General features: G+C 75.7%; 17 protein-coding genes. 12 read left to right on the top strand and 5 right to left on the bottom strand.

The window, feature by feature from the left end; genetic code table 11:
* Positions 1 to 2: 2 nt before the first annotated feature.
* Both E4A51_RS11255 and E4A51_RS11250 read right to left on the bottom strand, forming a co-directional pair.
* On the bottom strand, positions 3 to 1,256 hold the full coding sequence (locus E4A51_RS11255; protein WP_134851811.1) for an N-acetylglucosamine-6-phosphate deacetylase: 1,254 nt from the start codon (positions 1,254 to 1,256) through the stop codon (positions 3 to 5).
* A gap of 187 nt (positions 1,257 to 1,443) precedes the next feature.
* Positions 1,444 to 4,305, bottom strand: coding sequence for a glycoside hydrolase family 3 C-terminal domain-containing protein (locus E4A51_RS11250; protein ID WP_240696447.1), 2,862 nt, complete (start codon positions 4,303 to 4,305; stop codon positions 1,444 to 1,446).
* A 322-nt stretch (positions 4,306 to 4,627) separates the two neighbouring features.
* Here E4A51_RS11250 and E4A51_RS11245 point away from each other — a divergent pair, with 322 nt between their 5' ends.
* From E4A51_RS11245 to E4A51_RS11235, 3 genes are read left to right on the top strand one after another with little or no spacing between them, the layout of a single operon-like run.
* The gene (locus tag E4A51_RS11245; RefSeq protein WP_070320400.1) at positions 4,628 to 6,283 is read left to right on the top strand and encodes an extracellular solute-binding protein; all 1,656 of its coding nucleotides are present in this window, start codon (positions 4,628 to 4,630) and stop codon (positions 6,281 to 6,283) included.
* A complete protein-coding gene (locus tag E4A51_RS11240) occupies positions 6,280 to 7,314 on the top strand; it encodes a sugar ABC transporter permease (RefSeq protein ID WP_070320401.1) in 1,035 nt (344 codons plus the stop codon). Before E4A51_RS11245 ends, E4A51_RS11240 begins: the two co-directional genes overlap by 4 nt.
* Entirely contained in the window at positions 7,311 to 8,312 is a 1,002-nt protein-coding gene (locus tag E4A51_RS11235; RefSeq protein ID WP_046527800.1) for a carbohydrate ABC transporter permease, read from the top strand. The genes E4A51_RS11240 and E4A51_RS11235 overlap by 4 nt, the downstream gene beginning before the upstream one ends.
* A 40-nt stretch (positions 8,313 to 8,352) precedes the next feature.
* On the opposite strand, the gene E4A51_RS11230 is transcribed toward E4A51_RS11235, so the two are convergent.
* On the bottom strand, positions 8,353 to 9,360 hold the full coding sequence (locus E4A51_RS11230; RefSeq protein WP_070320402.1) for a LacI family DNA-binding transcriptional regulator: 1,008 nt from the start codon (positions 9,358 to 9,360) through the stop codon (positions 8,353 to 8,355).
* A gap of 299 nt (positions 9,361 to 9,659) precedes the next feature.
* Between E4A51_RS11230 and E4A51_RS11225 the strand changes: the two genes are divergently transcribed.
* The 6 genes from E4A51_RS11225 (at position 9,660) to E4A51_RS11200 (ending at position 17,724) form a co-directional block, all read left to right on the top strand.
* Positions 9,660 to 11,699: a beta-galactosidase gene (locus tag E4A51_RS11225; RefSeq protein ID WP_134851809.1), complete on the top strand. Its 2,040-nt coding sequence runs from the start codon at positions 9,660 to 9,662 to the stop codon at positions 11,697 to 11,699.
* Complete coding sequence (yicI, locus tag E4A51_RS11220; protein ID WP_070320404.1) at positions 11,696 to 13,975, top strand: alpha-xylosidase; 2,280 nt, start codon at positions 11,696 to 11,698, stop codon at positions 13,973 to 13,975. The genes E4A51_RS11225 and yicI overlap by 4 nt, the downstream gene beginning before the upstream one ends.
* Positions 13,976 to 14,159: 184 nt before the next feature.
* Complete coding sequence (locus E4A51_RS11215) at positions 14,160 to 15,608, top strand: GH1 family beta-glucosidase (RefSeq protein WP_134851808.1); 1,449 nt, start codon at positions 14,160 to 14,162, stop codon at positions 15,606 to 15,608.
* Between the two features lie 99 nt (positions 15,609 to 15,707).
* A complete protein-coding gene (locus E4A51_RS11210) occupies positions 15,708 to 16,013 on the top strand; it encodes a hypothetical protein (RefSeq protein WP_082740230.1) in 306 nt (101 codons plus the stop codon).
* Positions 16,010 to 16,936, top strand: coding sequence for an HAD family hydrolase (locus tag E4A51_RS11205; protein ID WP_134851807.1), 927 nt, complete (start codon positions 16,010 to 16,012; stop codon positions 16,934 to 16,936). Before E4A51_RS11210 ends, E4A51_RS11205 begins: the two co-directional genes overlap by 4 nt.
* A gap of 38 nt (positions 16,937 to 16,974) precedes the next feature.
* Positions 16,975 to 17,724, top strand: coding sequence for an alpha/beta fold hydrolase (locus tag E4A51_RS11200; RefSeq protein ID WP_046527806.1), 750 nt, complete (start codon positions 16,975 to 16,977; stop codon positions 17,722 to 17,724).
* Positions 17,725 to 17,781: 57 nt separating this feature from the next.
* On the opposite strand, the gene E4A51_RS11195 is transcribed toward E4A51_RS11200, so the two are convergent.
* Both E4A51_RS11195 and E4A51_RS11190 read right to left on the bottom strand, forming a co-directional pair.
* Entirely contained in the window at positions 17,782 to 18,279 is a 498-nt protein-coding gene (locus tag E4A51_RS11195) for a hypothetical protein (protein ID WP_240696446.1), read from the bottom strand.
* A 19-nt stretch (positions 18,280 to 18,298) separates the two neighbouring features.
* A complete protein-coding gene (locus tag E4A51_RS11190) occupies positions 18,299 to 20,473 on the bottom strand; it encodes a hypothetical protein (protein ID WP_134851806.1) in 2,175 nt (724 codons plus the stop codon).
* A 336-nt stretch (positions 20,474 to 20,809) separates the two neighbouring features.
* On the opposite strand from E4A51_RS11190, the gene E4A51_RS11185 reads away from it, so the two are divergent.
* From E4A51_RS11185 to E4A51_RS11175, 3 genes are all read left to right on the top strand, one after another.
* Positions 20,810 to 22,633 carry a hypothetical protein gene (locus E4A51_RS11185; RefSeq protein ID WP_134851805.1) on the top strand — a complete coding sequence of 608 codons (1,824 nt, stop codon included), beginning with the start codon at positions 20,810 to 20,812 and terminating at the stop codon, positions 22,631 to 22,633.
* Positions 22,630 to 23,664, top strand: coding sequence for a hypothetical protein (locus tag E4A51_RS11180; RefSeq protein ID WP_134851804.1), 1,035 nt, complete (start codon positions 22,630 to 22,632; stop codon positions 23,662 to 23,664). Before E4A51_RS11185 ends, E4A51_RS11180 begins: the two co-directional genes overlap by 4 nt.
* Positions 23,665 to 23,797: 133 nt before the next feature.
* On the top strand, positions 23,798 to 24,736 hold the full coding sequence (locus E4A51_RS11175; RefSeq protein ID WP_070320409.1) for a tetratricopeptide repeat protein: 939 nt from the start codon (positions 23,798 to 23,800) through the stop codon (positions 24,734 to 24,736).
* Positions 24,737 to 25,407 lie beyond the last annotated feature (671 nt).

The following is a 25,407-nucleotide window of genomic DNA, read 5'->3' as shown; positions in this document are numbered from 1 at the left end:
TCTCAGGCGACCCAGGCACCCGCGCGCAGCACGCGCGTGGGTTCGAGCCCGGGCGTGGTCACGAGCAGGTCGGCCCGGTGGTCGGGCAGCACCGCCCCGAGGTCGGGGCGGCCGAGCACCTGCGCGGGCGTGCTCGAGGCCGCGCGCACCGCGGCGACCAGCGGGACGCCCGCGGTGACGGTCGCGCGCACGACGTCGAGCAGGTGCGCGACGCCGCCCGCGATCGCCCCGACGCGCGGCGCTGCGCCCGGCTCGGCGAGGTCGTGCTCGAGGAGCCGTGCCACGCCGTCGGCCACGCGGACCGCCATCGGCCCGAGGCGGTAGTCCCCGTCGGGCATGCCGGCGGCGGCCATCGCGTCGGTCACGAGCACCGCGGCGTCCGCCCCGACCAGGTCGAGCACCGACCGGACCGTCGCGGGCGCGAGGTGCGTGCCGTCGGCGACGAGCTCCACGACGAGCTCGCCGCGCGCCGCCGCGGCGAGGCACGCGGCCACCGGGCCGGGGTCGCGGTGGTGCAGCGGACGCATGCCGTTGAACAGGTGCGTCGCCGTGGGGCGGTGCGAGCGCGCGCCCGGCGAGGTCGCCAGCAGGTCGAACGCGCGGTCGATCGCGGCGTCGGTCTGCTCGGCGCTCGCGTCGGTGTGGCCCACCGACGGCAGCGCGCCGGCCTCGACGAGCGCGCGCAGCACGTCGTCGTCGCCGACCACCCCGGCGACCTCGGGCGCGACGGTCATCGTCACGAGGTGGCCGCGGGCCGCCGCCGCGACGGCGCGGACGAGCCCCGGGTCGCCGGGCACCATGTCGTCCGGGTGCTGCGCGCCGCAGCGCGCGGGGGAGAGGAACGGCCCCTCGAGGTGGATCCCGGCCACGACGCCGGCGTCGACGGCGTCGGCCAGCAGCGCGGTGCGCGCGAGCAGGACGTCGCGCGGCGCCGTGACGAGCGACGCGACGAGCGTCGTCGTGCCGTGGCGCAGGTGCTCGTCGGCCGCGCGGCGCACCTCGTCGGGCGTCGTCGCGTCCGGGAAGCTCGCGCCGCCTCCGCCGTGGCAGTGCAGGTCGACGAGCCCGGGCAGCACGAGCGTGCCCGGCGCGGGCCGTGGTGGGCGGTGCGTCGCCGGCACGTCGTCTGCGGCGCCGACCCAGACGATCCGGTCGCCCTGCACGGCGACGGCCGCGTCGGGCAGCACCTCGGCGGGGGTGACGACGTCCCCCCGGACCACGAGCGCACCGGTGAGGTCGGACGGACCGTTCGTCATGCCCCGATCATCGCGCAGGTGACGGCTGCGCGTCAGGGCCCGGCCTCGGCGGCTCTGGGCCCGCCGCGCACCGCCGCCCGTGCACCCCACCACCCACGGACCCCACCGGCCACGGACCCCACCGCCGACGGACACCGCGACGGCCCGGCGGACCTCCGCGCGCCGTCGAGGGGGAGCGGTGCGCCGGTCACACGAGGCGCAGCGTCGCGAGGCGTGCGGTCCCCACGAGGCGGACGCTCAGGTCGGCGACGTCGCGCGCGGGGACGGTCAGCGGCACGGTGGTGAGCGTCCAGTCGTGGCGTCCGACGCCGTCGGGGACGTCGAGGCGGGCGAGCTCGGCGCCGGTCGAGGCGTCCCGGACCTCGACGCGGGCGGGTCCGGGCCCCGTGCGGGCGACCTCGAACGCGATCGCGGTCGCGCCCGCGACCCGGCAGTCGCGCAGCAGCACCTCACCCGCGGTGCGGCCCCGCCGGACCTGCACGCACGTGCCCGTCTCGCGCGTCCGCTCGGACAGGTCGACGCCTCGCAGGTCGTCGGCGTCGGCGACGCGCACGGGCCGGTCCCGCAGCTCGCGCGGCGGCACGGGCGCGCCCGCGACGTCGACGTCCGCCCGCTGCGCGACGGCGGTGCTCGACGGGCCGGCCCCCAGCTCGTAGCGGCCCGGTTCGACGACCCACCGATCGCGGGTCGCGTCCCACACCGCGAGGTCGCGCACCGGCACGCGCAGCGCGACGACGCTCGTCGCGCCCGGGGCCACGACGACCCGCGCGTGCGCGACGAGGCGGTGCGGGTACGGCAGCCGGTGCTCGGGTGCGTCGACGTAGAGCTGGACCAGCTCGTGGGCGGGTCGTGCGCCGCGGTTCTCGACGGTCACGTGTGCGACGAGCGTCGCGTCCTCGTCGACCGGCGCGCGGTCCGCGGCGACGTCGAGCGCCACGTAGCGCACGTCGCCGTACGTGCGGCCGTGCCCCAACCCGTACCGGTGGGGCGTGGGCGAGTACCAGCTCGTGGTGCGCGTGGCGATGAGGTCGTAGTCGAGCAGGTCACCGGCCTGCGCGGCGTCGGCGGGCCACTCCTGCGCGAGCCGACCGGTGGGCTCGACGTCGCCGAGCAGCACGTCGGCGAGGCCGTGCCCGTGCTCCTGCCCGCCGTGCGACGACCACACGACGGCGGCAGCGGCGTCAGCCTCGCCCTCCAGCACGTACGGGTACGACGAGACGACGAGCAGCACGGCGCGCGGGTTCGCGGCGACGGCGGCCTGCCACAGCGCCCGCTGGCTCGCGGGCAGCCCGAGGTGCGGGCGGTCCTCGGTCTCACGGCCGTGCAGGTGCGGGTCGTTGCCTGCCGTCACGACGACGACGTCGGCCGCCGCCGCGGCGCGCGCGACCTCCTGCGTGCCGCTGCGCAGGACCCGGGCCGCGAACCGCTCGGCGTGCGCGGCGTCGGGCGCCTCGGCCACGAGCGTGCCGGCCTCGTCGTGCTGCACGCGCAGCCAGCGGCCCGACCCGACGTGCTGGAGCGACCACGTGCCGTCGTCGTGGCGGTGCGCGCGGAACGACTCCTGGGCGACCCACCCGCCGACGCGCGTCGCGTCGGCGCGCACGACCCACGCGGCGCCGCTCCAGAGGCGGTCGGACGCGACGCCGCGCAGCGTGAGCAGGCCGTCGCCCCAGTCGGTGACGTCGTGCGCGACGGGCTCGTCCGCGTCGGCGACGAGCGTGCCGTCGGCCAGCGCACGGACGCCGCGGCCCGTGGAGGTCGCGGTCAGGGCCACGCGGTCGGCGCCGTCGGCGACGTGCACGCGGTCGGGCCCGAGCGCCTCGGCGAGCGCGGTGCCGAGGCCCACGAGGTAGGGCGGGGTCCCGGAGTACCAGTCGTGCAGCACGCGGTCGGCGTGCGGTCCGACGACCGCGACGGACGCGTCGCGGGGGAGCGGCAGCACGCCGTCGTCCTCCAGCACGACGACCGCCCGCGCGGCGGCCTCGCGTGCGAGCGTGCGGTGCTCGGGCAGGTCGATCGACTCGGGGCCGACGACCCACGGGTCGAGGTCGGGGTCGAGCTCGCCCGTGCGCAGCCGCAGCTCGAGCTGCCGCAGCACGGCGCGGTCGACGTCGGCCTCGGTGAGGAGCCCGCGCTCGAGCGCCGCGGTCACGCGCTCGACGGTCGGCCGGGGGTCGGCGTCGTCGGCCGTGAACGAGTCGACGCCGGCGCGCAGCAGCGCCGCGTGCGACGTGACGTGGTCGTCGTGGTAGCGCTGGAACGTCACGACGTTGCCGGGGGCGGCGGCGTCCGAGACGACGAGCAGGGACGTGGCCGACCACGACCGCAGCTCGTCGAGCAGCTCGCCGCACAGGTGCGCCGGGCGGCCGTTGACGAGGTTGTACGACGGCATGACGGCGCCGACGACGCCCGCGGCGATCGGGCCGCGGAACGCGGGCAGCTCGTACTCGCGCAGCACGCGCGGGCGTAGCTGCGTGCTGGTCACGGCGCGGTCGGTCTCGTTGTCGTACCCGAGGAAGTGCTTGAGCGTGGGCACGGTGCGCCAGTAGACGGGGTGGTCGCCGCGCAGGCCGCGCGCGTAGGCGGTCGCGAGGTGCGCGGTCACGTGCGGGTCGCTGGACCAGCCCTCCTCGTTGCGGCCCCAGGCGGGGTGGCGCAGCGGGTCGACCACGGGTGCCCACACGTTGAGCGAGACCGCCGGGTCGGCCGCGTGCTTGGCGCGCACCTCGACGCCGACGGCGGCGCCGACGCGTTCGAGCAGGTCGACGTCCCAGGTCGCGGCGAGGCCCACGGGCTGCGGGAACGTGGTGGCGGTGCCGAGCCAGGCGACGCCGTGCAGGGCCTCGGTGCCCGTGCGGAACGCGGCGAGCCCGAGCCGCTCGACGGCCGGGGCGTGCTGGTGCAGCAGGGCGATCCGCTCGTCGCGCGTGAGCTCGGCGAGCAGCACGGCGGCGCGTTCCTCGACCGGCAGCGCGGGGTCGCGCCACCGCGGCGTCCCGGGGTCGGGCGCGGTCGCTGCGGGGGTGGTCGTGGGGGCGTCGTCGGCCACGGCGGTCCTCGTCGGTCGGGGTGGGCGGGTGGGCCTGGCGGGGTCGACGACGGTCGGAGGCCCGGTCTCGATCGAACCGTTTCGACGTCGTCGTCGGGTCCTTCGCGCAGCCATCGTGGTCGAAGTCCTGCTCAGGGACAAGCCCCGATCGTCTGGTCTGCGTGTCTTGCCTCACATACCGGACCTGCCCTAGATTCGCCAAGGCGATATGAATCGAACCGCTTCGACGCCGTGGCGGGACGCCGGGTCACCGAGGACCCGGCGTCGCGACCGTCCCGCCGTCCCGTGCACGTCCGTTTCCACGAGGGAGTGAAGGACGCTGATGAAGACCACCACCTCCACCGCACGCCTCGGCGACGTCGAGGTCCGCCGCCGCTCGTTCCTCGGGCTGGTCGCCGCCGGCGCCGCCGTGGTCGGCGTGCCGTCGCTGCTCACGGCGTGCAGCACCGACGCGCCGCCCGCCGCCGCGCCCGGGGCCACGCCCTCGGCCGACGTGCTCCCGAAGTACGTCCCCGTCGACTACGTCGCGCCCGACTACCCGAGCGTCAACGGCTCGACGCCCGGCTACGAGACCCTGCCTGCCGAGCTCGTGCAGTCGGTGCCCGAGCCCCCGGGCGCGGGGTCCTCGTTCACGGCCATGACCCCGCTGTGGGGCACGATCCCGCCCACCAAGGGCAACCAGTACTACGAGGCGGTCAACGGCCTGCTCGGCTCGACCATCGCGTTCCAGATCACCGACGGGAACGTCTACGGCGACAAGCTCGCGACCGTGCTCGCGTCGGCCAAGGACGTGCCGGACTGGGTCAGCGTCCCGTCCTGGAACATCCCGCCGCGCTTCGGGTCCGAGATCGTGCCGAACCTCTTCCAGGACCTCACGGACTTCCTCGGCGGCGACAAGGTCGAGCAGTACCCGAACCTCGCCAACATCCCGACCGACGCCTGGAAGTTCTGCGTCTTCAACGGCCGCCTGTACGGCCTGCCGTTCCCGGGCGAGATCATCACCGACGCGATCTTCTACCGCAAGGACGTGCTCGACGAGCTCGGCATCACGCCGTCCGTCAGCAACGGCCAGGACCTGCTCGACCTCGCCAAGGAGCTCACGGGCGGCAACCGGTGGGGCGCCGAGGACCTGTGGAACACCGCGGCGATCATCCACGGCGTGCCGCCCAGGTGGATCCTCGAGGGCGACAGGCTCGTGCACCGCGTCGAGACCGAGCAGTACCGCGCGGCGCTCGCGTGGAACGCCGAGCTCTTCGCGAGCGGCGCGGTCCACCCCGACGCGGTCGCCGACCAGGCCGGCGAGGCCAAGACCCGGTTCCAGTCCGGCCAGTCGCTCATCATGAACGACGGCCTCGGCGGCTGGCACGAGGCGCTGCGCGACAACCTCGCGAGCAACCCGGCGTTCTGGCAGCAGCCGCTCGACCCGTTCGCGGCCGACGGCGGCACGCCCGTGCTGTGGAAGGGCAACCCCGCCAACATCTTCTCGTTCCTCAAGAAGAGCGACGACGAGGCCCGCATCACCGAGCTGCTCGCGATCGCCAACGTGCTCGCGGCGCCGTTCGGTACCACCGAGTTCGACGTCATCAACAACGGCGTCGAGGGCGTGCACTACGAGCGCGGCGCCGACGGCCTGCCCGTGCCCACCCCGCTCGCGGCCACCGAGATGCAGCCCACCTACATGTTCCTGGTCGACCCGCCCATCGCGAACGCGCGCGTGCAGTACCCCGGGTACGTCAAGGCGTCCTCGGAGTGGCAGACCAAGGCGGCGGAGTTCATCACCGAGCCGCTGTTCTACGCGCAGCAGATCGTCGAGCCCGTGCAGTACGCGTCGATCGGGCAGCCGTTCGTCGACCTCGAGAAGGACATCTCGCGCGGGCGCAAGTCGCTCGACGACCTCGACGCGGCCGTCGACACGTGGCGGGCGTCCGGCGGCGAGGAGCTGCGGACGTTCTACCAGGAGATCCTGGACGCGCGGTGACGAGCCCCGGTCAGGTCGTCCGTCGCGGCGCGGGTCGGCGCGCCGCGGCACCGGACCCGGTCGCGGAGGGGGCGGGTGCGCCCGCCCCCTCCCGCCCGGCGAAGGTGCCCGTCCGCAAGGTCCCGCTGCGCACGCGGCTGCGTCGCGACGGCGCGCTGCTCGTCATGGTGCTGCCCGCGGTCACGCTGCTCGCGGTCTTCGCGTACGTGCCGATGCTCGGCAACGTCATCGCGTGGCAGAGCTACTCGCCGTACGTCGGGTTCCTGCGCAGCCCGTTCGTCGGGTGGGCGAACTTCGAGCGCGTGTTCTCCAACCCGCTGTTCCTCGACGCGGTGCAGAACACGCTCGTCATCACGGCGTTCCAGCTCGTGTTCTTCTTCCCCGTTCCGATCGTGCTCGCGCTGCTGCTCAACAGCGTCGTCACGCCGCGCGTCCGGACGACCATCCAGTCGATCGTCTACCTGCCGCACTTCTTCTCGTGGGTGCTGGTCGTGACGATCTTCCAGCAGATCTTCGGCGGTGCGGGGCTGGTCAACCAGACGCTGCGCGGCGCGGGGCTCGGGTCGGGCTTCGACCTCATGACCAACCCCGACACGTTCCTCGTGCTCATCACGATGCAGTCGGTCTGGAAGGACGCGGGCTGGGGGATCATCATCTTCCTCGCCGCGCTGTCGACCGTGTCGCCCGAGCAGTACGAGGCGGCGGCGGTCGACGGCGCCAACCGGTGGCGGCGCATGTGGCACGTCACGCTGCCTGCGCTGCGGCCCGTCATCATCCTGCTGCTGATCCTGCGCCTGGGCGACGCGCTCACGGTCGGGTTCGAGCAGCTCATCCTGCAGCGCGGGGCCGTCGGCGCGGACGTCGCCGAGGTCATCGACACGTACGTCTACTACCAGGGCGTCATCTACGGCGACTGGAGCTTCGCGGCCGCGGCGGGCCTGATCAAGGGCGTCGTCAGCCTCGCGCTCGTGCTCGGGGCCAACAAGCTCGCCCACGTGTTCGGCGAGTCGGGGGTGTATCGCAGGTCATGACCACGCAGAGCGGAACGACACCGGAGATCGACACCGACGTCGCGCTGATCCCGCGCGACCTCGCGGCCGACGCGGCGGGCCGTCCCCGCCGCCCGCGCCGCTCGCGGCACCGCCCGGCCTGGGAGGAGCCGCCCGGCAAGGTCGGCGCGGCCGTCAAGTTCGTCGTGCTGGCGGGCGTCGTGCTGGCGGTCGTGTTCCCGCTGTGGACGGTCGTCGTCACGAGCCTGTCGACGCAGGCCGAGACCATCCGCGCGGGCGGCCTCGTCGTGGTGCCGGGCGAGCTGACGCTCAACGCTTACAAGCAGATCCTGTCCGGCGGCGTCGTGACGCGCGCGGCGCTCGTGAGCATCGGCATCACGGCGGTCGGCACCGTGATCTCGACGATCGTGTCCGTGCTCGCGGCGTACGGGCTCTCGCGGCCCTCGTCGCTGTGGCACCGCCCGATCCTGTTCGTCTTCCTCATCACGATGTTCTTCGGCGCGGGCCTGATCCCCACGTACCTCGTGGTGAGCGGCCTCGGGCTCGTCGACTCGTACTGGGCGCTGATCCTGCCGGGCGCGGTGTCGGCGTTCAACGTGCTGATCCTGCGCAACTTCTTCATGGGTCTCGAGCCGGCGATCCTCGACGCCGCGCGCATCGACGGCGCGGGGGACTGGCGGATCCTGGGCCGGGTCGTGCTGCCGATGTCGCGCGCGGTGGTCGCGGTCATCGCGCTGTTCTACGGCGTCGGGTACTGGAACGCGTTCTTCAACGCGATCCTCTACATCAACGACAACGCCAAGTGGCCGCTGCAGCTCGTGCTGCGGTCGTACGTGCTGCAGGGCGTGACGCTGCCCGGCTCGGGCGTGGGGCAGGTCGACGTCGCGACGGGGGCCGTGACGGGTCTGCCCGTGAAGATGGCGGTCATGGTGCTGGCGATCGTGCCGATCCTCGTCGTCTACCCGTTCGTCCAGCGGCACTTCACCAAGGGCGTCATCTTCGGTGCGATCAAGGGCTGACGCGGTGCCCGTCCCCCGCCGCGGCGCCGCGGCGCCCGGCTCAGCGCACGGGGGCGACGGTGCTGGCGCGCTCGACGAGCATCGGTGCGATCAGCCGGGTCTCGGCGGGCTCGTCGCGCTCGACGCGCGCCATCGCCATCTCGACCGCGACCTTGCCGATGGTGTGCGCCGGGATGTCGACGTTCGTCAGCGGCAGGGCCTGGCCGACCGCCACGTCGGGCGGGCACACGGCGACGACCGAGACGTCGTCGGGCACGTGCCGCCCGCGCTCGCGGAGCGTCGCCAGCACCCAGGGCAGCGCGACCTCGTTGTGGACGACGAGCGCGGTGACGTCGGGCAGCGCGGCGAGCACGCGGTCGACCGCGGCGACGGCGCCCGCCATCGAGGACTCGCACGGCTCGACCAGACCCGTGAGGCCCGCCTCGGCGGCGCCGCGGGTGAACCCGCGGATCATGCGCTCGGCGTACGACGTGTGGCGGTCGAGGACCGCCTGCGGCGACCCCAGCAGCGCGACCTGCCGGTGACCGAGCCGCGCGAGGTGCCGCACCGCGAGGTGCCCGGCGGCCTCGAAGTCGAGGTCGACGCACGACAGGCCCTCGGGGTCGCGCGGCAGCCCGATGAGCACGGCGGGCTGGCTGAGGCCCGCGAGCACGGGCACGCGCGGGTCGTCGGCCTCGATGTCCATCATGACGAGGGCGTCGACCATGGACCCGTTCGCGACGCGCTCCATGCCGGCGATCTCGTCGGCGGTGAGCAGGAGCACGTCGTGGTCGAACGTGCGGGCGGCGGTGACGACGCCGGTGACGAACTGCATGATGACGGAGACGTTGACGTCGACGCGCAGCGGCGCCATGAGGGCGAGGACGTCGGTGCGGCTCGACGCGAGGGCGCGGGCGCCCGCGTGCGGGCGGTACCCGAGGTCGCGGATCGCGCGCTCGACGCGTTGCCGCGTCGGCGCGGAGATCGGGCGCTTGCCCGACAGCACGTAGGACACGGTGGAGGTCGACACGCCCGCCGCGCGTGCCACGTCGTCGATCGTCGTCGCCATGTCGCTCCGTTCGTCACGCGCTGCGGGCCGGTCCCGTGCCGCGCGGTCCGTGTCCCGCGCCCGCACCCCGAGGTGCGGCACACCCTAGCGCGGGCCCCGGGACCGGCCGAGGAGTCGGCCGGGCCGGGGCAGGAGCGGCGCGTCGCCGCATCGGCGCGCAAGCGCTTCGCCTGGCACCTGGTCGGGCGTCCGGCTCGACCGCGCGGCACCGACCCGCATCGACATCGATATCGACGCACTACGCTGGCGAAGCGCTTCGACGCTTCCCGTCGACGCCGCGGGGACGAGAGGGTGAGGGCATGACCGGGTCGGACGGGAGCGGCGGCACCCCCGCGCTCGCCGCGCTCACGGACGAGGTCGGCCTGCTGTACGGCGCCGACTGGAACCCCGAGCAGTGGCACCCGGACGTCTGGCGCGAGGACGTGGCCCTCATGCGCGCCGCGGGGGTCAACCTCGTCACGGTCGGCGTCTTCTCGTGGGCCAGCCTCGAGCCGCGCCCCGGGCGGTTCGAGCTCGACTGGCTCGACCGCGTCGTCGACCTCGCGCACGACCACGGCGTCCTCGTCGACCTCGCGACCCCCACCGCGTCGCCGCCGCCCTGGCTGGGCGTGCTCTGGCCGAGCGCTCGCGCGGTGACCGCCGACGGCGTGCGGATGTCGCACGGCTCGCGCAACCACTTCTGCCCGTCCTCGCCGCACTACCGCGAGCGCGCGCTCGCGGTGACCCGCGTGCTCGCCGAGCGCTACGGCGCCCACCCGGGCGTGCGCATGTGGCACGTCGGCAACGAGTACGGCCAGGTCTGCTGGTGCGAGCACTGCGCGCACGAGTTCCGCGCGTGGCTGCGCGCGCGCTACGGCAGCCTCGACGAGCTCAACCGCGCGTGGGGCACCGCGTTCTGGAGCCAGCGGTACGACGAGTGGGGCCAGGTGATCCCGCCGCGCGCAGCGCCGTACCTGGTCAACCCGACCCAGGCGCTCGACCACCGCCGGTTCGCGTCCGACCAGCTGCTCGCGCTCTACCTCGAGCAGCGCGACGTGATCCGGGCGCACGCTCCGGGCGTGCCGGTGACCACCAACCTCATGGGCTTCCACCACCCGACCGACTACCGGCGGTGGGCGCCCCACCTCGACGTCGTCGCCGACGACGTCTACGGCGACCCCGCCGACCCGTCCGACGTGGTGCGCGTCGCGCTGACGCACGACCTCGCACGCGGCCTCGCCGGCGGCGCGCCGTGGCTGGTCATGGAGCAGGCCGCGGGAGCGGTGAACTGGCGGCCGCACAACGTGCCCAAGACCTCGGCGCAGCTGCGGCTCGACTCGCTGCGCGCGGTCGCGCGCGGCGCCGACGGGTCGTGCTTCTTCCAGTGGCGTGCGTCGACGGCCGGCGCCGAGCGGTACCACTCGGCCCTCGTGCCGCACGCCGGCCCCGACACCGCCCTGCACCGCGCGGTCGTCGCGCACGGTGCCGAGCTCGCGCGCCTGCGCCGGGTCGTCGGCACGCGCGTGACCGCGCGCGTCGCGCTCGTGTTCGACTGGCCGAGCTGGTGGGCCGCCGAGGAGCCGGCGTCCCCGTCGCAGCGGCTGCGCGCGCTGCCCCAGGTGCTCGCGTACTACCGGCCGCTGTGGGAAGACGGCGTCGCGGTCGACGTCGTGGGTCCCGACGCCGACCTGGACGCCTACGACCTGGTCGTCGCGCCGCAGCTGCACCTGGTCGAGGACGCGGACGTCGCGGGGCTGCGGCGGGTCGTCGAGCGCGGCGGCGTGCTGCTGCTCGGGCCGTTCTCGGGCGTCGTCGACCGCGACGCGCACGTGCGCACCGGCAGGTTCCCCGTGCCGTTCGCCGACCTCGTCGGCGGCTCCGGCGAGGAGTGGGTGCCGCTGCCGGACGCGGGCGTCGACCTGCGCTCCGACCTGCTGGGCGACGTGCGCGTGCACGACTGGGCGGAGCGCGTGCGCGTCGACGACGGCGAGGCCGTCGCGGCCGTCGTCGGCGGCGACCTCGACGGCTGCGCCGCGGTCGTGCGCCGCCGCCACCCGGGCGGCGGGCAGGGCTGGTACGTCGGCGCGCTGCTGCCCCCGGACGCGCTCGCGGGCGTCGTGCGGGCGTGCCTGGACGCCGCCGGCGTCGCCGGGCCCGCGGGCGTGCGCGCCGCTGCCGACGTCGAGGTCGTGCGCCGCGGCGACGTCACCTTCTGCCTCAACGCGGCCGACCGGCCGCGGACCGTGCACCTGACCGGCACCGCCGACGGGTGGCACGACCTGCTCACCGGCGCCGACGTCGCCGGTGACGTGCCGCTCGCGCCGCACGGCGTCCTGGCCCTGATCGAGAGGACCCCATGAAGTTCACCGACGGCTACTGGCAGCTGCTGCCCGGGGTGACCGAGCTGCGTCCCCGCCAGGTCGACGACGTGGTCGCGACCGACGACACGCTCACGGTCTACGCGTCGACCGCGCCGATCACCACGCGCGGCGACACGCTCAACCGCCCGCTCGTCACCGTCACGCTGCACTCGCCCATGGACGGCGTGGTCGGCGTGACGATCGAGCACTTCCAGGGCGGCCTCGAGCGCGGTCCCCGGTTCGAGCTGCACCGCGACGCGGGCGACGTGAAGATCGCGACGCCCGACCTCACGGGGCAGGCCGTCGCGACGCTGCGCTCGGGGCAGCTCGAGGCGCGCGTCGCGACCGCGGGCGACTGGTCGGTCGAGTTCGTCGACGTCGCGGACGGCCGCGTGCTCACGGCGTCGACGCCGCGCAGCGTGGGCGTCCTGACCGACGCGGACGGCCGGCACTTCGTGCGCGAGCAGCTGACCATGGGGGTCGGCGAGCACGTCTACGGCCTGGGGGAGCGGTTCGGCGCGCTCGTGAAGAACGGCCAGACGGTCGACATCTGGAACGCCGACGGCGGCACCGCGAGCGACCAGGCGTACAAGAACGTGCCGTTCTACCTGTCGTCGGCCGGGTACGGGGTGTTCGTCGACCAGCCCGAGCGGGTCTCGTTCGAGATCGGCACCGAGGTCGTGTCGCGCGCGCAGTTCTCGGTCGAGGGGCAGTCGCTCACGTACTACGTCGTCGCGGGCCCCACGCCCAAGGACGTGCTGCGCCGCTACACGGCGCTCACGGGCCGCCCGGCGCGCGTGCCGGACTGGTCGTACGGGCTGTGGCTGTCGACGTCGTTCACGACCAGCTACGACGAGGCGACGGTCACGCACTTCGTCGACGGCATGGCCGAGCGCGACCTGCCGCTGAGCGTCTTCCACTTCGACTGCTTCTGGATGCGGCAGTTCCACTGGAGCGACTTCATCTGGGACCCCGCGACGTTCCCCGACCCCGAGGGCATGCTGCGCCGCCTCAAGGAGCGCGGCCTGCGCATCTGCGTGTGGATCAACCCGTACGTCGCGCAGCGCTCGGTGCTGTTCGCCGAGGGCAAGGAGCGCGGGTTCCTCGTGAAGAACCCCGACGGGTCGGTGTGGCAGTGGAACATGTGGCAGGCCGGCATGGGTCTGGTCGACTTCACGAACCCCGACGCCGTCGCGTGGTACCAGGACAAGCTGCGCGGGCTGCTCGCGCAGGGCGTCGACTGCTTCAAGACCGACTTCGGCGAGCGGATCCCGACCGACGTCGTGTGGCACGACGGGTCGGACCCGCAGCGCATGCACAACTACTACACGCACCTGTACAACCGGAGCGTGTTCGAGCTGCTCGAGGCCGAGCGGGGCACGGGCGAGGCGGTGCTGTTCGCGCGGTCCGCGACGGCGGGCGGTCAGCAGTACCCCGTGCACTGGGGCGGCGACTGCGAGTCGACGTTCGTGTCGATGGCGGAGTCGCTGCGCGGCGGGCTGTCGCTCGCGCTGTCGGGCTTCGGGTTCTGGAGCCACGACATCGGCGGGTTCGAGGGCGTGCCGGACGCCGCGGTGTTCAAGCGCTGGCTGCCGTTCGGCCTGCTGTCGTCGCACAGCCGGCTGCACGGCTCGGACTCCTACCGCGTGCCGTGGGCGTTCGACGACGAGGCGGTGGACGTGACCCGGCGGTTCACGCGCCTGAAGATGTCGCTCATGCCGTACCTCGCGCAGGCCGGGCGGGTCGCGCACGAGGAGGGGTTGCCGGTCATGCGCCCGATGGTGCTGGAGTTCCCGGAGGACCGCGGCGCGGCGACGGTGGACACGCAGTACATGCTGGGCGACGCGCTGCTGGTGGCGCCCGTGTTCTCGGCGGCGGGCGACGTCGACGTGTACGTGCCCGAGGGCACGTGGACGTCGTGGCTGACGGGGGAGCGGGTCACGGGGCCGCGCTGGGTGCGCGAGCGCCACGGGTTCGACTCGGTGCCGCTGTACGTGCGGCCGGGCACGGTGCTGCCGGTCGGCGCGCACGACGACCGGCCCGACCGTGACCACGCGGACGGCGTGACGCTGCACCTCGTGGAGCTGCCCGACGGTCACCGGTCGACGACGCGGGTGCCGAGCGGCGACGGCGAGGCGGTGTTCACGGTGCGGCGCACGGGTGCGGAGGTGCGGGTGCGGGCCGTGGGCGCGCCGGGGGCGTGGGCCGTGCAGCCGTTCGGTCGCGACCGCGTCGAGGTGCCGGCGGGGGTCGACGAGGTCGTCGTCGCGGTGTGAGGCGCCGCGGCCGTCCCGGTCCCGAGGGGGCCGGGGCGGTCCGCGCGAGCCCGGGGTGCGGGAGCGGTCCCACGCCCTGTATCGTATCGATTCGACCCGCGCGGCGCCGCTGCCCCGCGGACTCGGCGAGCGGTCCGTCAGGGCCGCCGAGCAGCACCCACTCACCGCTCCCGGAGGGCATGTCATGACCAGCACCACGCGGCCGTCCGGCCGCACGTTCCCGGCCGACTTCCTCTGGGGGTCGGCGACCGCGTCGTACCAGATCGAGGGTGCCGCGGCCGAGGACGGTCGCACGCCGTCCATCTGGGACACGTTCTCGAAGACGCCCGGCAAGGTCCTCAACGGCGACACCGGCGACGTCGCGGTCGACCACTACCACCGCGTCCCGCAGGACGTCGCGATCATGTCCGACCTCGGGCTGCAGGCGTACCGGTTCTCGATCTCGTGGTCGCGCGTGCTCCCGCAGGGCACCGGCGAGGTCAACCAGGCCGGCCTCGACTTCTACTCCGACCTCGTCGACCGCCTGCTCGCCGCGGGCATCAAGCCCGTCGTGACGCTCTACCACTGGGACCTGCCGCAGACGCTCGAGGACGCGGGCGGCTGGACCAACCGCGCCACCGCCGAGGCCTTCGCCGAGTACGCCCGCGTCGTCGTGCGCGCCCTGGGCGACCGCATCCACCTCTGGACGACCCTCAACGAGCCCTGGTGCTCGTCGTTCCTCGGCTACGGCTCGGGCGTCCACGCGCCCGGCGTGACCGACCCCGCCGCCGCGCTCGCGGCCGTGCACCACCTCAACCTCGCGCACGGGCTCGCCGCGCGCGTCATCCGCGACGAGCTCGGTCCGGCCACGCCCGTGTCGATCACGCTCAACCTGCACGTGACGCGCGCCGCGTCCGACGCGCCGCAGGACGTCGAGGCCAAGCGCCGCATCGACACGATCGCCAACGAGGTCTTCCTCGGCCCGCTCCTCGAGGGCGCGTACCCCGCGCGCGTGTTCGCCGACACCGCGGCGATCAGCGACTGGTCCTTCGTGCAGGAGGGCGACCTCGAGCTCATCCGGGTCCCGATCGACCTGCTCGGCGTCAACTACTACTCGACCGGCCGCGTGCAGCACGGCACGCCGCCCGTCGGCGACGGCACGCCCGGCCCCGACGGGCACCGCTCGTCGGTCGTCAGCCCGTGGGTCGGCGCCGACCAGGTCGAGTGGCTCCCGCAGCCCGGCCCGCACACCGCGATGGGCTGGAACATCGAGCCGCAGGGCCTCGTCGACCTGCTGATCGAGCTCCACGACCGCTACCCGGGCCTGCCGCTGGCCATCACGGAGAACGGTGCCGCGTTCTACGACACCGTGACGCAGGACGGCCGCGTGCACGACGTCGAGCGCGTCGCCTACCTGCACGACCACGTCGACGCCGTCGGCGAGGCCATGGACAAGGGCGTCGACGTGCGCGGCTACTTCGTGTGGTCGCTCTTCGACAACTTCGAGTGGGCCTACGGCTACGACCGCCGCTTCGGCGTCGTGCACGTCGACTACGACACCCAGGTCCGGACCGTGAAGGACTCGGCGCGCTGGTACCGCGAGCTCGTCCGGACCGGCACGATCCCGACGCCGGAGTCCGCCGCGACGCTCTGACACGACCCGCACCCCCGACGGCCGGTGCCCCGCTCGCACGAGCGCGGCACCGGCCGTCCGCGTTGGTGCGCGGGCCCGGCCGTGCGTGAGGATGGACCCGTGCCCCGGTCCCGTCCTTCGTCGCGTCGCCCCTACGGGGCCGAGCACGTGCCGCTCGACGTCGACCGCGCGACCGGAGGGCGGCGCTCCGAGTCCGGCCCCGACGGCGAGTGGACCGTGCAGCGCGTGCGTGGGTCCGACCGGGAGTACCGCTGCCCGGGGTGCGACCAGCTGGTCGCCGCCGGCACGCCCCACGTCGTCGCCTGGCGCACCGACGACTGGCGCGGCGCCGGTGTCGACGAGCGCCGGCACTGGCACGCCGCGTGCTGGGACGCGCGCGGTCGGCGCGGGCCGACGCGCCGGTGAGCCGCGTCCCCGGCCCCGTCGCGCCGCACGACCCGGCGTGGCGCGGCCACGCCGCCGCCGACGCCCGGTCCGCCGACGCCCCGGCCCCCGACGTCCGGCTGGTCGCCACCGACCTCGACGGCACGCTCCTCGCGCCCGACGGGACCGTCTCGCCCCGCACGGCCGCCGCGCTCGCGGACGCCGAGGCGGCCGGGCTCGACGTCGTCTTCGTGACGGCACGGCCGCACCGCTGGCTCACCGAGCTGCAGGCCCACGTGGCCGGCCACGGCGTCGCGATCTGCGCCAACGGCGCCTCCGTCGTCGACGTCGCGGGCCTGCGGGTCCTCGAGGAGCACGGCATGGACCGCGCGCGCGTGGCGGCGCTCGCGGCACGCCTGCGGGACGCGTGGGGCGCCGACGCGGTGCACCTCGCCGTCGAGAGCGCCGAGGGCTTCGCCGCCGAGCACGGGTTCGTCTCGACGCACGACGTGCCGCTCGGCTCGCGCACGGCGGCACGCATCGAGGACGTCCTGCCCGCCACCACGCTCAAGGTCCTGCTGCAGGCGACCGGACGGACCGCCGAGGTCGACGCGTTCGTCGCCGAGGCGCAGCGCGCCGTCGGCGACCTCGCGCACGTGTCGTCGTCGGCGACCGTGCCGCTCGGCGAGATCGCCGCACCCGGCGTCACCAAGGCCGCGACCCTCGCGGCGTGGGCCGCGCGGCGCGGTGTCGCGCCGTCCCAGGTGTGGGCCGTCGGCGACGCCCCGAACGACCTGCCGATGCTGCGCTGGGCCGGGCGGTCGTTCGCCGTCGCGAACGCGCTGCCGGCCGTCCTCGCGGCCGTCGACGCGACGCTGCCGTCCAACGCCGACGACGGCGTGGCGGTGCTGCTCGAGCGTGCGGCGGCGCTCGCCCGGGCGCGCGACCTGCGGGGTCGCGGCTAGGGTCGACGACGTCCGTCGTCGACCACGAAGGAGGGCGCATGCCCGCGACCCCGATCGTCCTGCTCCACGCGTTCCCGCTGGACCACCGGCTCTGGGACGACGTCGCCGCCGGGCTGCGCGGCGACCGGACCGTGATCGCCCCCGACCTCCCCGTCCCGTCGGAGCTCGCGCTGCCCGAGCCGTCGCTCGACGCGGTCGCCGACCGCGTGGCCGACCTGGTGCGCGACGCGGGCGGCCGCGCGCTCGTCGCGGGGCTCTCGATGGGCGGCTACGTCGCGCTCGCGCTGCTCGAGCGGCACCCCGACGTCGTCGCGGGCCTCGCCCTGGTGGACACGAAGTCCACGGCCGACACGCCTGACGCGGCCGAGAACCGGCACCGCGTGGCCGACGACGTCGAGGCCGCCGGGACCGTCGCACCCGTGCGGGGCTCCGTCGCGACGCTGCTGGGGGAGAGCACGCGGGCCGCGCGTCCCGAGGTCGTCGAGCGCGTCACGGGCTGGGTCGAGGAGCAGGACCCCGCACGCGTCGCGTGGTGCCAGCGCGCGATGGCGGCGCGCCCCGACCGCACCGAGGTGCTGCGCGCGTTCACCGGGCCCGTCTCCGTGGTCGTCGGCGACGAGGACGCGGTCACCGGCGCCGACGCGGCCGAGCACATGGCGAAGGCGGCCGCGCAGGCCACGCTCGTCGTCGTGCCCCGCGCCGGGCACCTCTCCGCGGTCGAGGACCCGGCGGCCGTCACGACCGCGCTGCGCGAGCTCGCGCAGCGCGTGGACGCCGCCGACGCCTGACCCCGCGACGACGCGGCGTCGCCGGGTCGAGGTCGTCGGGGCGTCGGCAGCCGGCGGTCAGGCGCCGCCGGCGAGGACGCGCGCGAGCGCGTCGGGCAGGTCGATGGACTCGCCGTCCTTGCCGCCGGCGCCGATGACGAGCGGCGGGTCCTGCGGGGTCGGTCGCACGCCCCGGAACCGCGCGACCACCGACGACGGCGCCGTCAGGACGTAGAACGCGCCGTCCGTGTCGATGCCGACCGTCTCGTCGCGGCGCAGGTACCAGCCGGTCAGCGAGGTCCGGTAGCGCGCGCGGCCGTCGTACGAGCGCACGTGCAGCGGCACCGGGTCGAGCCCCGCGGCACGCGCGTCCGTGAGGAACTGCGCGATGTGCGCGCGGGCCCGGTCGGACTCCGCACGCTGCCGCGCGGCCAGGGCGTCGGCGTGCGCGGCGGCCGCCTCGCGGCGTCCCGCCCGCCAGCGCGCGGTCGCGTCGTCGTGCGGGTCGGGGGGCGCGGCGTCCGCGGGCCGTCCGTTCCCGGACGGCCCGCTCGTGGGCGGCTGCTCGTTGCTCATGGCGACGTGGACCCGCCGGTCAGCGGGCCGCGGCGTCCTTCGCGCCGTCCGCCGACGCGCCCTGCGGCGCCGCGGCGTCCGCGGGCGAGTCGCTCGCGGTCGCGTCCGACGGCTCCTCGGCCGGCTCTGCGTCGGCCGCCGCCGGGGACGGGACGACGGGGACGGCCGCCGACACCGGGGCCGGCCGCGCCTTGGTGGGACGCGTGGCCTTCGCGGCGGGCTTGGCCGCGCGCGCCGGCGCCGCGTCGCCCTGCGTGCCGCGCGTCGTGCCGGCGCCCTCGGCGTCGGTGCCCGCGGCTCCGCCGCGTGCCTTGCCCTGCGCCTGGTCCTTCTCGAACCGCTCCTCGATGCGCCCGGCCTTCTCGAGCGCCGCGCGGTCGGGGTTGGTGCCGAGCAGGTTGCGCAGCTCGTCGAGGTAGGACGTGATCGACTCGCGCTGCCGGTTGAGGTCCTCGACCTGGCGGGTCGCGGTCGTGCGCTCGCGCTCCGACTCCGTCATGGCGTCGGAGATCTGCTTCTCGGCGTGCTCGCGGGCCTCGGCGACCACGCGGTCGGCGTTGCGGCGCGCGTTCGACAGCAGCTCGGCGGCCTGCTTCTCGGCGTCGGTGCGGACCTTCTCGGCGTGCGCGAGGGCCTTGGCGACGCGCTCCTCGGCCTCCTGCGCGTGCGACTCGGCGTCGGCGACGAGCCGCTCGGTCTCGACGCGGGCCGCCTCGTGACGGTCGGCGTCCTGCTTCTCGGCCGCCTCGTGCTGCGCGGCGATCGCGAGCTCGGCGTCGGCGAGCTGCTGCTCGGCGCGGTGCACGAGCTCACCGGCACGCGTGCGCGCCTCGGTGGTCGCCTCGGTGATCGCGCGCCGCGCCTCGGTCTGCAGCCGCTCGACCTCCAGGCGCGTGCGCTCGCGCAGCTCGGTGGTCTCCCGCTCGGCCGCGGCCCGCGCCTCGGCGGTCTCGCGCTCGGTGGTCGAGCGCAGCTCGTCGGTCTCGCGCTGCGCGGTCTCGCGCAGGTGCGCGACCTCGTGGCCCGTGCGCTCGCGCAGCTCGGTGGTCTCGCGGTCGGCCAGCGCGCGCAGCTGGCTGGCGTACTGCTCGGACTCGGTGCGCAGCGTCGCGACGGCGTCCTCCGCCTCGGCGCGTGCCTGGGCGATCTCGTCCGACGTCGACGCGCGGAGCTCGCCGGCCTCGCGCTCGGCGGTCGCGCGCACGTAGGCGGCGTACTGCTCGGCCTCGGTGCGCAGCGCCGCGACCTCCGCCGCGACGCGCTGCTGGAGCGCGGTCGCGTCGCGGTCCGCGGCCGCGCGGGTCGCGTCGGCGTACTCGGCCGCGGCGGCGCGCAGCGCGGTGGTCTCCTCGGCGGCGGACTGCCGCCACGCGGCGACCTCGGCGTTGACCTCCGAGCGCACGCGGGCCGCGTAGCGGTCCGCGTCGCCGCGCAGCGCGGCCACCTCGGCCTCGACTCGCTGCCGCAGCTCGGTGGTCTCCTGGTCGGCGCTCTGCCGCAGGTCCTGCGCGTACCGCTCGGTCTCCTCGCGCAGCGCGGTCGTCTCGGCCTCGGTGCGGCTGCGGAGCTCGGTCGCCGTGCGCTCGGTCGCGATCCGCAGCTGCGTCGCCTCGTGCTCGACCCGCGCCCGCAGCGTGCCCAGCTCGCGCTCGAGCGACGTGCGGCGCTCGCTCTCCTCGGTCGCGACGGCGCTCTGGATGCGCGCGGCCTCGCGCTCGGCGCTCCCGACCAGCTCCTCGGCGCGGCGCTGGGCCGCGGCCACCGAGCTCTCGGCCTCGGCGTGCGCCGTGGTCCGGACCTCCTCGGCCTCGCGGCGCGCGGTCGCGAGCAGCTCGGCGACCTCGTTCTCCGCGCGGGCACGCAGCTGGCCGGCGGCGAGCTTCGCGCGGGCGAGGGCGTCGGCGGCCTGCGCGTTCGCCTGCGTCATGACGTCGGAGGACTGCTCCTCCGCCGAGCGCAGCAGCTGCTCGATCCGCGACCCGAGACCCGAGTAGGTGGGCCGCTCGGCCTCCCGCAGCTGGCGGTGCGCCTCGGAGAGCTCGCCCGCGACGCGCAGCTTCTCGGCGTCGAGCGCCTCGACCTGGGCACGCGCCTCCGCCAGCGCCTGCTCGAGCGAGGCGACGGACTCGTCGACCGCGTCGCGGTCGTAGCCGCGGAAGCTGACGACGGGGAACGGGTTCCGGGCTTCGGGCACGAGGGATCCTCCTGGGACGGGGGCCCGGCGGGCGGGGTGGCCGAGGGAGTCCTCGGCGCGCCGGTGCCCCGCAAGGATACGCGGCGGGCACGCCCTGACCAGGGTGCTGCGGTCCCGCGACGCCCCGGGCAGGACGGTCGTCCGGGAGTCGACGCGCAGGTCGCGCGGCCACGGCCCGTCGGCGACGGGTGCGGCGCGCGCCGTCCGGTGCGATGTGGACGTCGCGTGCGCACCGCGTCGGGGTCGTGGGCGGGAGCGGCGCCGGATCCGCCCCGGTTCGGCCCGTGGCGCCGGGTCCGCCTATCCTGGATCGTTCGTCTGCGGAGAGGACTGTGCGTGCTCAAGCGACTCGTGATCGCCTTCGTGGGGCTCGTGGGCGCCGTCGTGATCGCGCTCGGCGTGGCCTCGGCGACGCTGTGGCGTGCCGACGACGTGCTCGTCGCCGACCTGCGGGCCGACGCGCCGATCGTCGTGACGGAGCCCGGCGTGCTCGAGCTCGCCGCGTCCGAGGTGACGGTCCGGGTCGAGGCCGACGGCCCCGTGGTGCTCGCGGTCGGGCGCGACACCGACGTCGACGGGTGGGTGGGCGACGACGCGCACCAGCGGGTCACCGGCCTGGCCGGCTGGCACGAGCTCGCGGCCGAGGACGTCGCGGCCCCGGCGCCCGAAGCGACCCCGGAGGGTGAGGCGACGCCCGAGGGAGAGGCGCCCGCCGACGGTGAGGCGACGCCCGAGGGTGAGGCGCCCGCGGACGGCGAGGCCGCCCCCGCGGAGGGCGAGGCCGCCCCGGAGGGCGAGGCCACGGCCGACGCGCAGGCGACCACCGGGGAACCGGCCGCCGCGGCCGCCGTGCCGAACCCGTCGGGCTCGGACATGTGGGTGGTCGAGGCGTCGGGCGACGGCGAGGCCGAGCTGACGTGGGCCCGGCAGCCGGGGCGCTGGACCGTGCTCGCCGTGAGCACCGACGGCTCCGCCCCTCGCGTGTCGCTCGCGTGGCCCCAGGAGGTCACGACGCCGTGGCTGTGGCCCGCCGTGGGCGTCGGCTCGCTGCTGGTCGTGCTGGCCGCGGCCCTGCTGGTGCGTGACCTGCGCCGGGCGCGCCGTGGTCCCGAGGCCGACTGGACCCCGGTGCTGACGGGCCCGCTGCCGACGGTCGGCGCCGACGGCGCGCCCGTCCAGCTGACGCGGCGGCAGCTGCGCGAGCTCGCCGCGCACGGCGCGCTCGCCGACTCCGGTGTCGCCGCGCCGCGCGACGAGACGCCCCGGCACGACGAGACGCCCCGACGGCCCGACGGCGCGCCCGCCGCACCGACGTCGTCCGCGCCCACCGGCGCCGAGGACGCCGCGGCCGGCCGTCGCGCGCGTCGCTCCGGCGCGGCACCGGACGACGCGTCCCGCCCCGAGGGCTCCACGCAGGTGCGGCCCGTCCCGGAGGGGCCCGTCCCCGATGGTCCGCCGTCGGTCGCGCAGGGCCCCGGCCTGGCGGCGCTCCGGCCCGACGACGCGCGGCACCGCGGGCCCGCCGGTGACCCGGTCCGCGGCCCGGATGGCCCCGAGACGTCCCCGACGACGCCAGGACCGGCGTGGCTGAGCCGCGCCCCGAAGCCGTCGCCGGGCGTGGGCCCGTCGAGCACCGCACCCTCGGCGCCCGTCGCGGGCGGTGACGTCGCGCGCGAGGCGCGGACCAGCGGTCGTCCGGACTCCGCACCCGGCGCCGGCGCGGCGGCGGACGCCCGGCGGGCGGCACCGGGCACGCCGCCGGCCCCGACGGCGCAGGACCCGCACGGCACGGCACGGCAGACGGCGCACGGTGCGTCGCACGGCACGGCGCGTCCCGGCTGGGCTCCCGTGCCGCCGCCCCCGGGGGCCGTGGTCGGCCGTGCGGACGGGCCCGACGCGGGCGGGCGCGCACCCGACTCGCGTGCGCCCCGGACGCCGACCGGCCCCGAGGGGGCCGAGGAGCGCGCGGGGGAGACGTCCGGCGCTGCTGCCCCGCGACCCGCCTGGCTGCGCGACGCGCCGACGCCCCCCGGGCCGCGTGCCGCGGGTCGTGACGCCGCGGGTGCCGACCCGGCGGCCTCGCGCGCCGACGCCTGGCGTCGCGCGTGGGGGCTGCCGCCGCTGCCGACCGACGACGACTCCCCGGAGGAGGGCCGATGACCGCCACACGTGTCCACGCGCGGACGACCGCGCCCCGACGAGCGACCGTCCGGAGCCTCGTCCTGGCCGCCGTCCCGCTCGCCGTGCTCGCGGGCTGCGCGACGCCGCTGCCGCAGGCGACGCCCGAGCCGGTCCCGGCCGTACCGCCGCCGGCCGTGTCGGTCGCCCAGTCCCAGCGCGTGCTCGACGCGGTCGCCGAGGTCGTGGCCGCGGGTGACGTCGCGAACGACCCGGCCGGCCTGCCGGCGCGCCTCGAGGGCCCGGCGCTCGCCATCCGCACGGCGGAGTACGTCCGGAACGCCGCGACGGAGGGTGGCCGCCCGCCCACGGTGCTGCCGTTCGAGGAGCAGGCGCTGATCGTGCCGGAGACGGACGCGTGGCCGCGCACCCAGCTCGTCGTCACCGAGCAGCCCGACGACCTGCAGGCGCCGCGCATCCTCGTGCTGCGGCAGGACGGTCCGCGCGACCCGTACCGCATGTGGGGGTGGGCGCGGCTCCTCCCGGGCGTGACGATGCCGCCGACGGCCGCGCCGGAGGTCGGCAGCCCGACGCTCGCGCCCGACGCCGAGGGGCTGCTGATGACCCCGGCCGAGTCGCTGACGCAGTACACCGACGTCCTCACCCACGGCGACGCGTCGTCCTTCGCGGGGTCGTTCGCGCCCGACGCGTTCCGGACGGCGGTCGAGTCCGAGCGCGCCGAGCGTGCCACGCCGCTGGGCGACGCGGCCACGCTGACGCAGTCGTACCAGGCGGGCGCGGAGCCGGTCGTCGCGCTGCAGACCGTCGACGGCGGCGCGATCGTGGTCGGCGAGCTGTCGACGACCACGACGTTCGCGCTGACGGAGCCCGGGGGCAAGATCGACGTCGAGCCGTTCTACTCGCGGCTGGCGGGTGGCGCGACGACCGCGGGCACCAGCCTGACCCGGGTCTTCGGCGGGGTCGTGGTCATGTACGTGCCGCCGGCCGGCAGCGGCGCGCAGGTGCAGGTCCTCGCGGGTGAGCAGGCGGTCACGGGAGCGTCGGTGCAGTGACGCGACGTCCCCGGGGCCCGGTGTGCCGGACCCCGGGCCGAGCGGGCAGAATCGCTCCCGGTGCCGTGACGCGTGCAGCGTCCGCCGGTGCCGCCGCAGGACAGCGAGTGACCACGAGACCGAGGAGCACCTGATGTCGCAGCCGTCGCAGCAGCCCCGACCCCGGCTGGATGCGCGAGGAGCCGTCGACCTGTCCGCCCTGGCGCGGCCGGCGACGCCGCCCCCGGGCAGCCCCGGCGGGCTCCCGGTGCCGACGGCCTACGTGCGCGACGTCGACGAGGCGGCGTTCCCCGAGGTCGTGCAGTCGTCGACGCAGCACCCCGTGGTCGTGGTGCTGTGGGCCGCGTGGAGCGAGGTCAGCCAGCAGGTCGCGGCCGAGCTGTCGACGCTCGCGGCGGAGGACGGCGGCCGGTGGCTGCTGGCGCGGATCGACGCCGAGGCCAACCCGCAGGTGGCCGCGGCGTTCCAGGCACAGTCGGTGCCGACGGTGGTCGCGGTGCTGGGCGGGCAGCCCGTGCCGCTGTTCCAGGGTGCGCACCCGCGCGAGCAGGTGCGGGGCGTGCTCGACCAGCTGCTGGCGGCGGCGGAGGCCAACGGCATCACCGGGCGGGTCGCTCCGGGGGAGGCCGCGCCCGAGCAGCCCGACCCCGAGCCGACCCTGCCTCCGCTGCACCAGGCCGCGTACGAGGCGATCGAGCGCGACGACCTGCCGGCCGCGCGCGCCGCCTACGAGCAGGCGCTCCGGGAGAACCCCCGCGACGCGATGGCACGTGCCGGCCTCGCGCAGGTCGGCCTGATGGAGCGCACGGCGGGGCTCGACCAGCGCACCGTGCGCGAGGCGGCGGCCGCTGCGCCCGACGACGTCGACGCGCAGCTCGCGGTGGCCGACGTCGACCTGTTCGCCGGCGCCGTCGAGGACGCGTTCGCGCGCCTGGTCGACGTGGTGCGGCGCACGACGGGTGACGAGCGCGAGCGGGTGCGGGTGCGGCTCGTCGACCTCTTCGAGGTGGTCGGCACGGACGACCCCCGCGTGGTCGCGGCGCGTCGCGCGCTCGCGTCGGCCCTGTACTGAGCGTTCGGAGTGCTGAGCGTCCGGACCCTCGGTCGCCGGAGCCGGGCGTGCGTCGCGGCGGGGTGCGCCGCTCGACGCTTCTCGCGTCGTGCGGGGTGCCGCCGGCCCCGAGACCGCGTGCCGCGCCTCGTTGTGACGGCCGATGACCGACGTCGACCCCCGAAAGCCCAGGTCAGAGGGCTCTTCGGGGGTCGACTTGCATCCTGGCGCGAGTGTGCGTAACTTTCTCCAGGCCGCCCGGCAGGGAGGAACGGACACCGAGCAGGACTCGGTGGTCGGTCCCCCGGGTAGGCACCCCGGACCACATCTCGTCGAGGCACTTCTGTGCCCGGCGGCGACGGACACCGGGTGGATCGAGAGGGACTGACGATCCGGTAAGGTCTTCCAGGCGCCGAACCCCACGGGGTGAGGCCAGGACGAATCCGATCCGGGTCCCAGGACCTCGGTGACCGGTCGACGACAGCGACAAGTTGAAGTTGACAGGGAGCAAGCGATCAGATAAGTTTGAACGGTTGCCTCCGAGCAGAACCCGACAGGGTGAGCGGGATGCGCGTCTGTTCCTTGAGAACTCAACAGTGTGCCAAGTAGTCGATGCCATGTAAATGGTGTCGAGCTCGGATCAGGTCCACCCCCGTGGGTCTGGTTCGGGGATGATGCCAGTTGATGCCCTC

It is taken from the genome of Cellulomonas sp. HD19AZ1, assembly GCF_004535805.1.
GTDB classification, from domain to species: domain Bacteria; phylum Actinomycetota; class Actinomycetes; order Actinomycetales; family Cellulomonadaceae; genus Cellulomonas; species Cellulomonas iranensis.
This window is presented reverse-complemented; position numbering and strand designations above follow the sequence as displayed.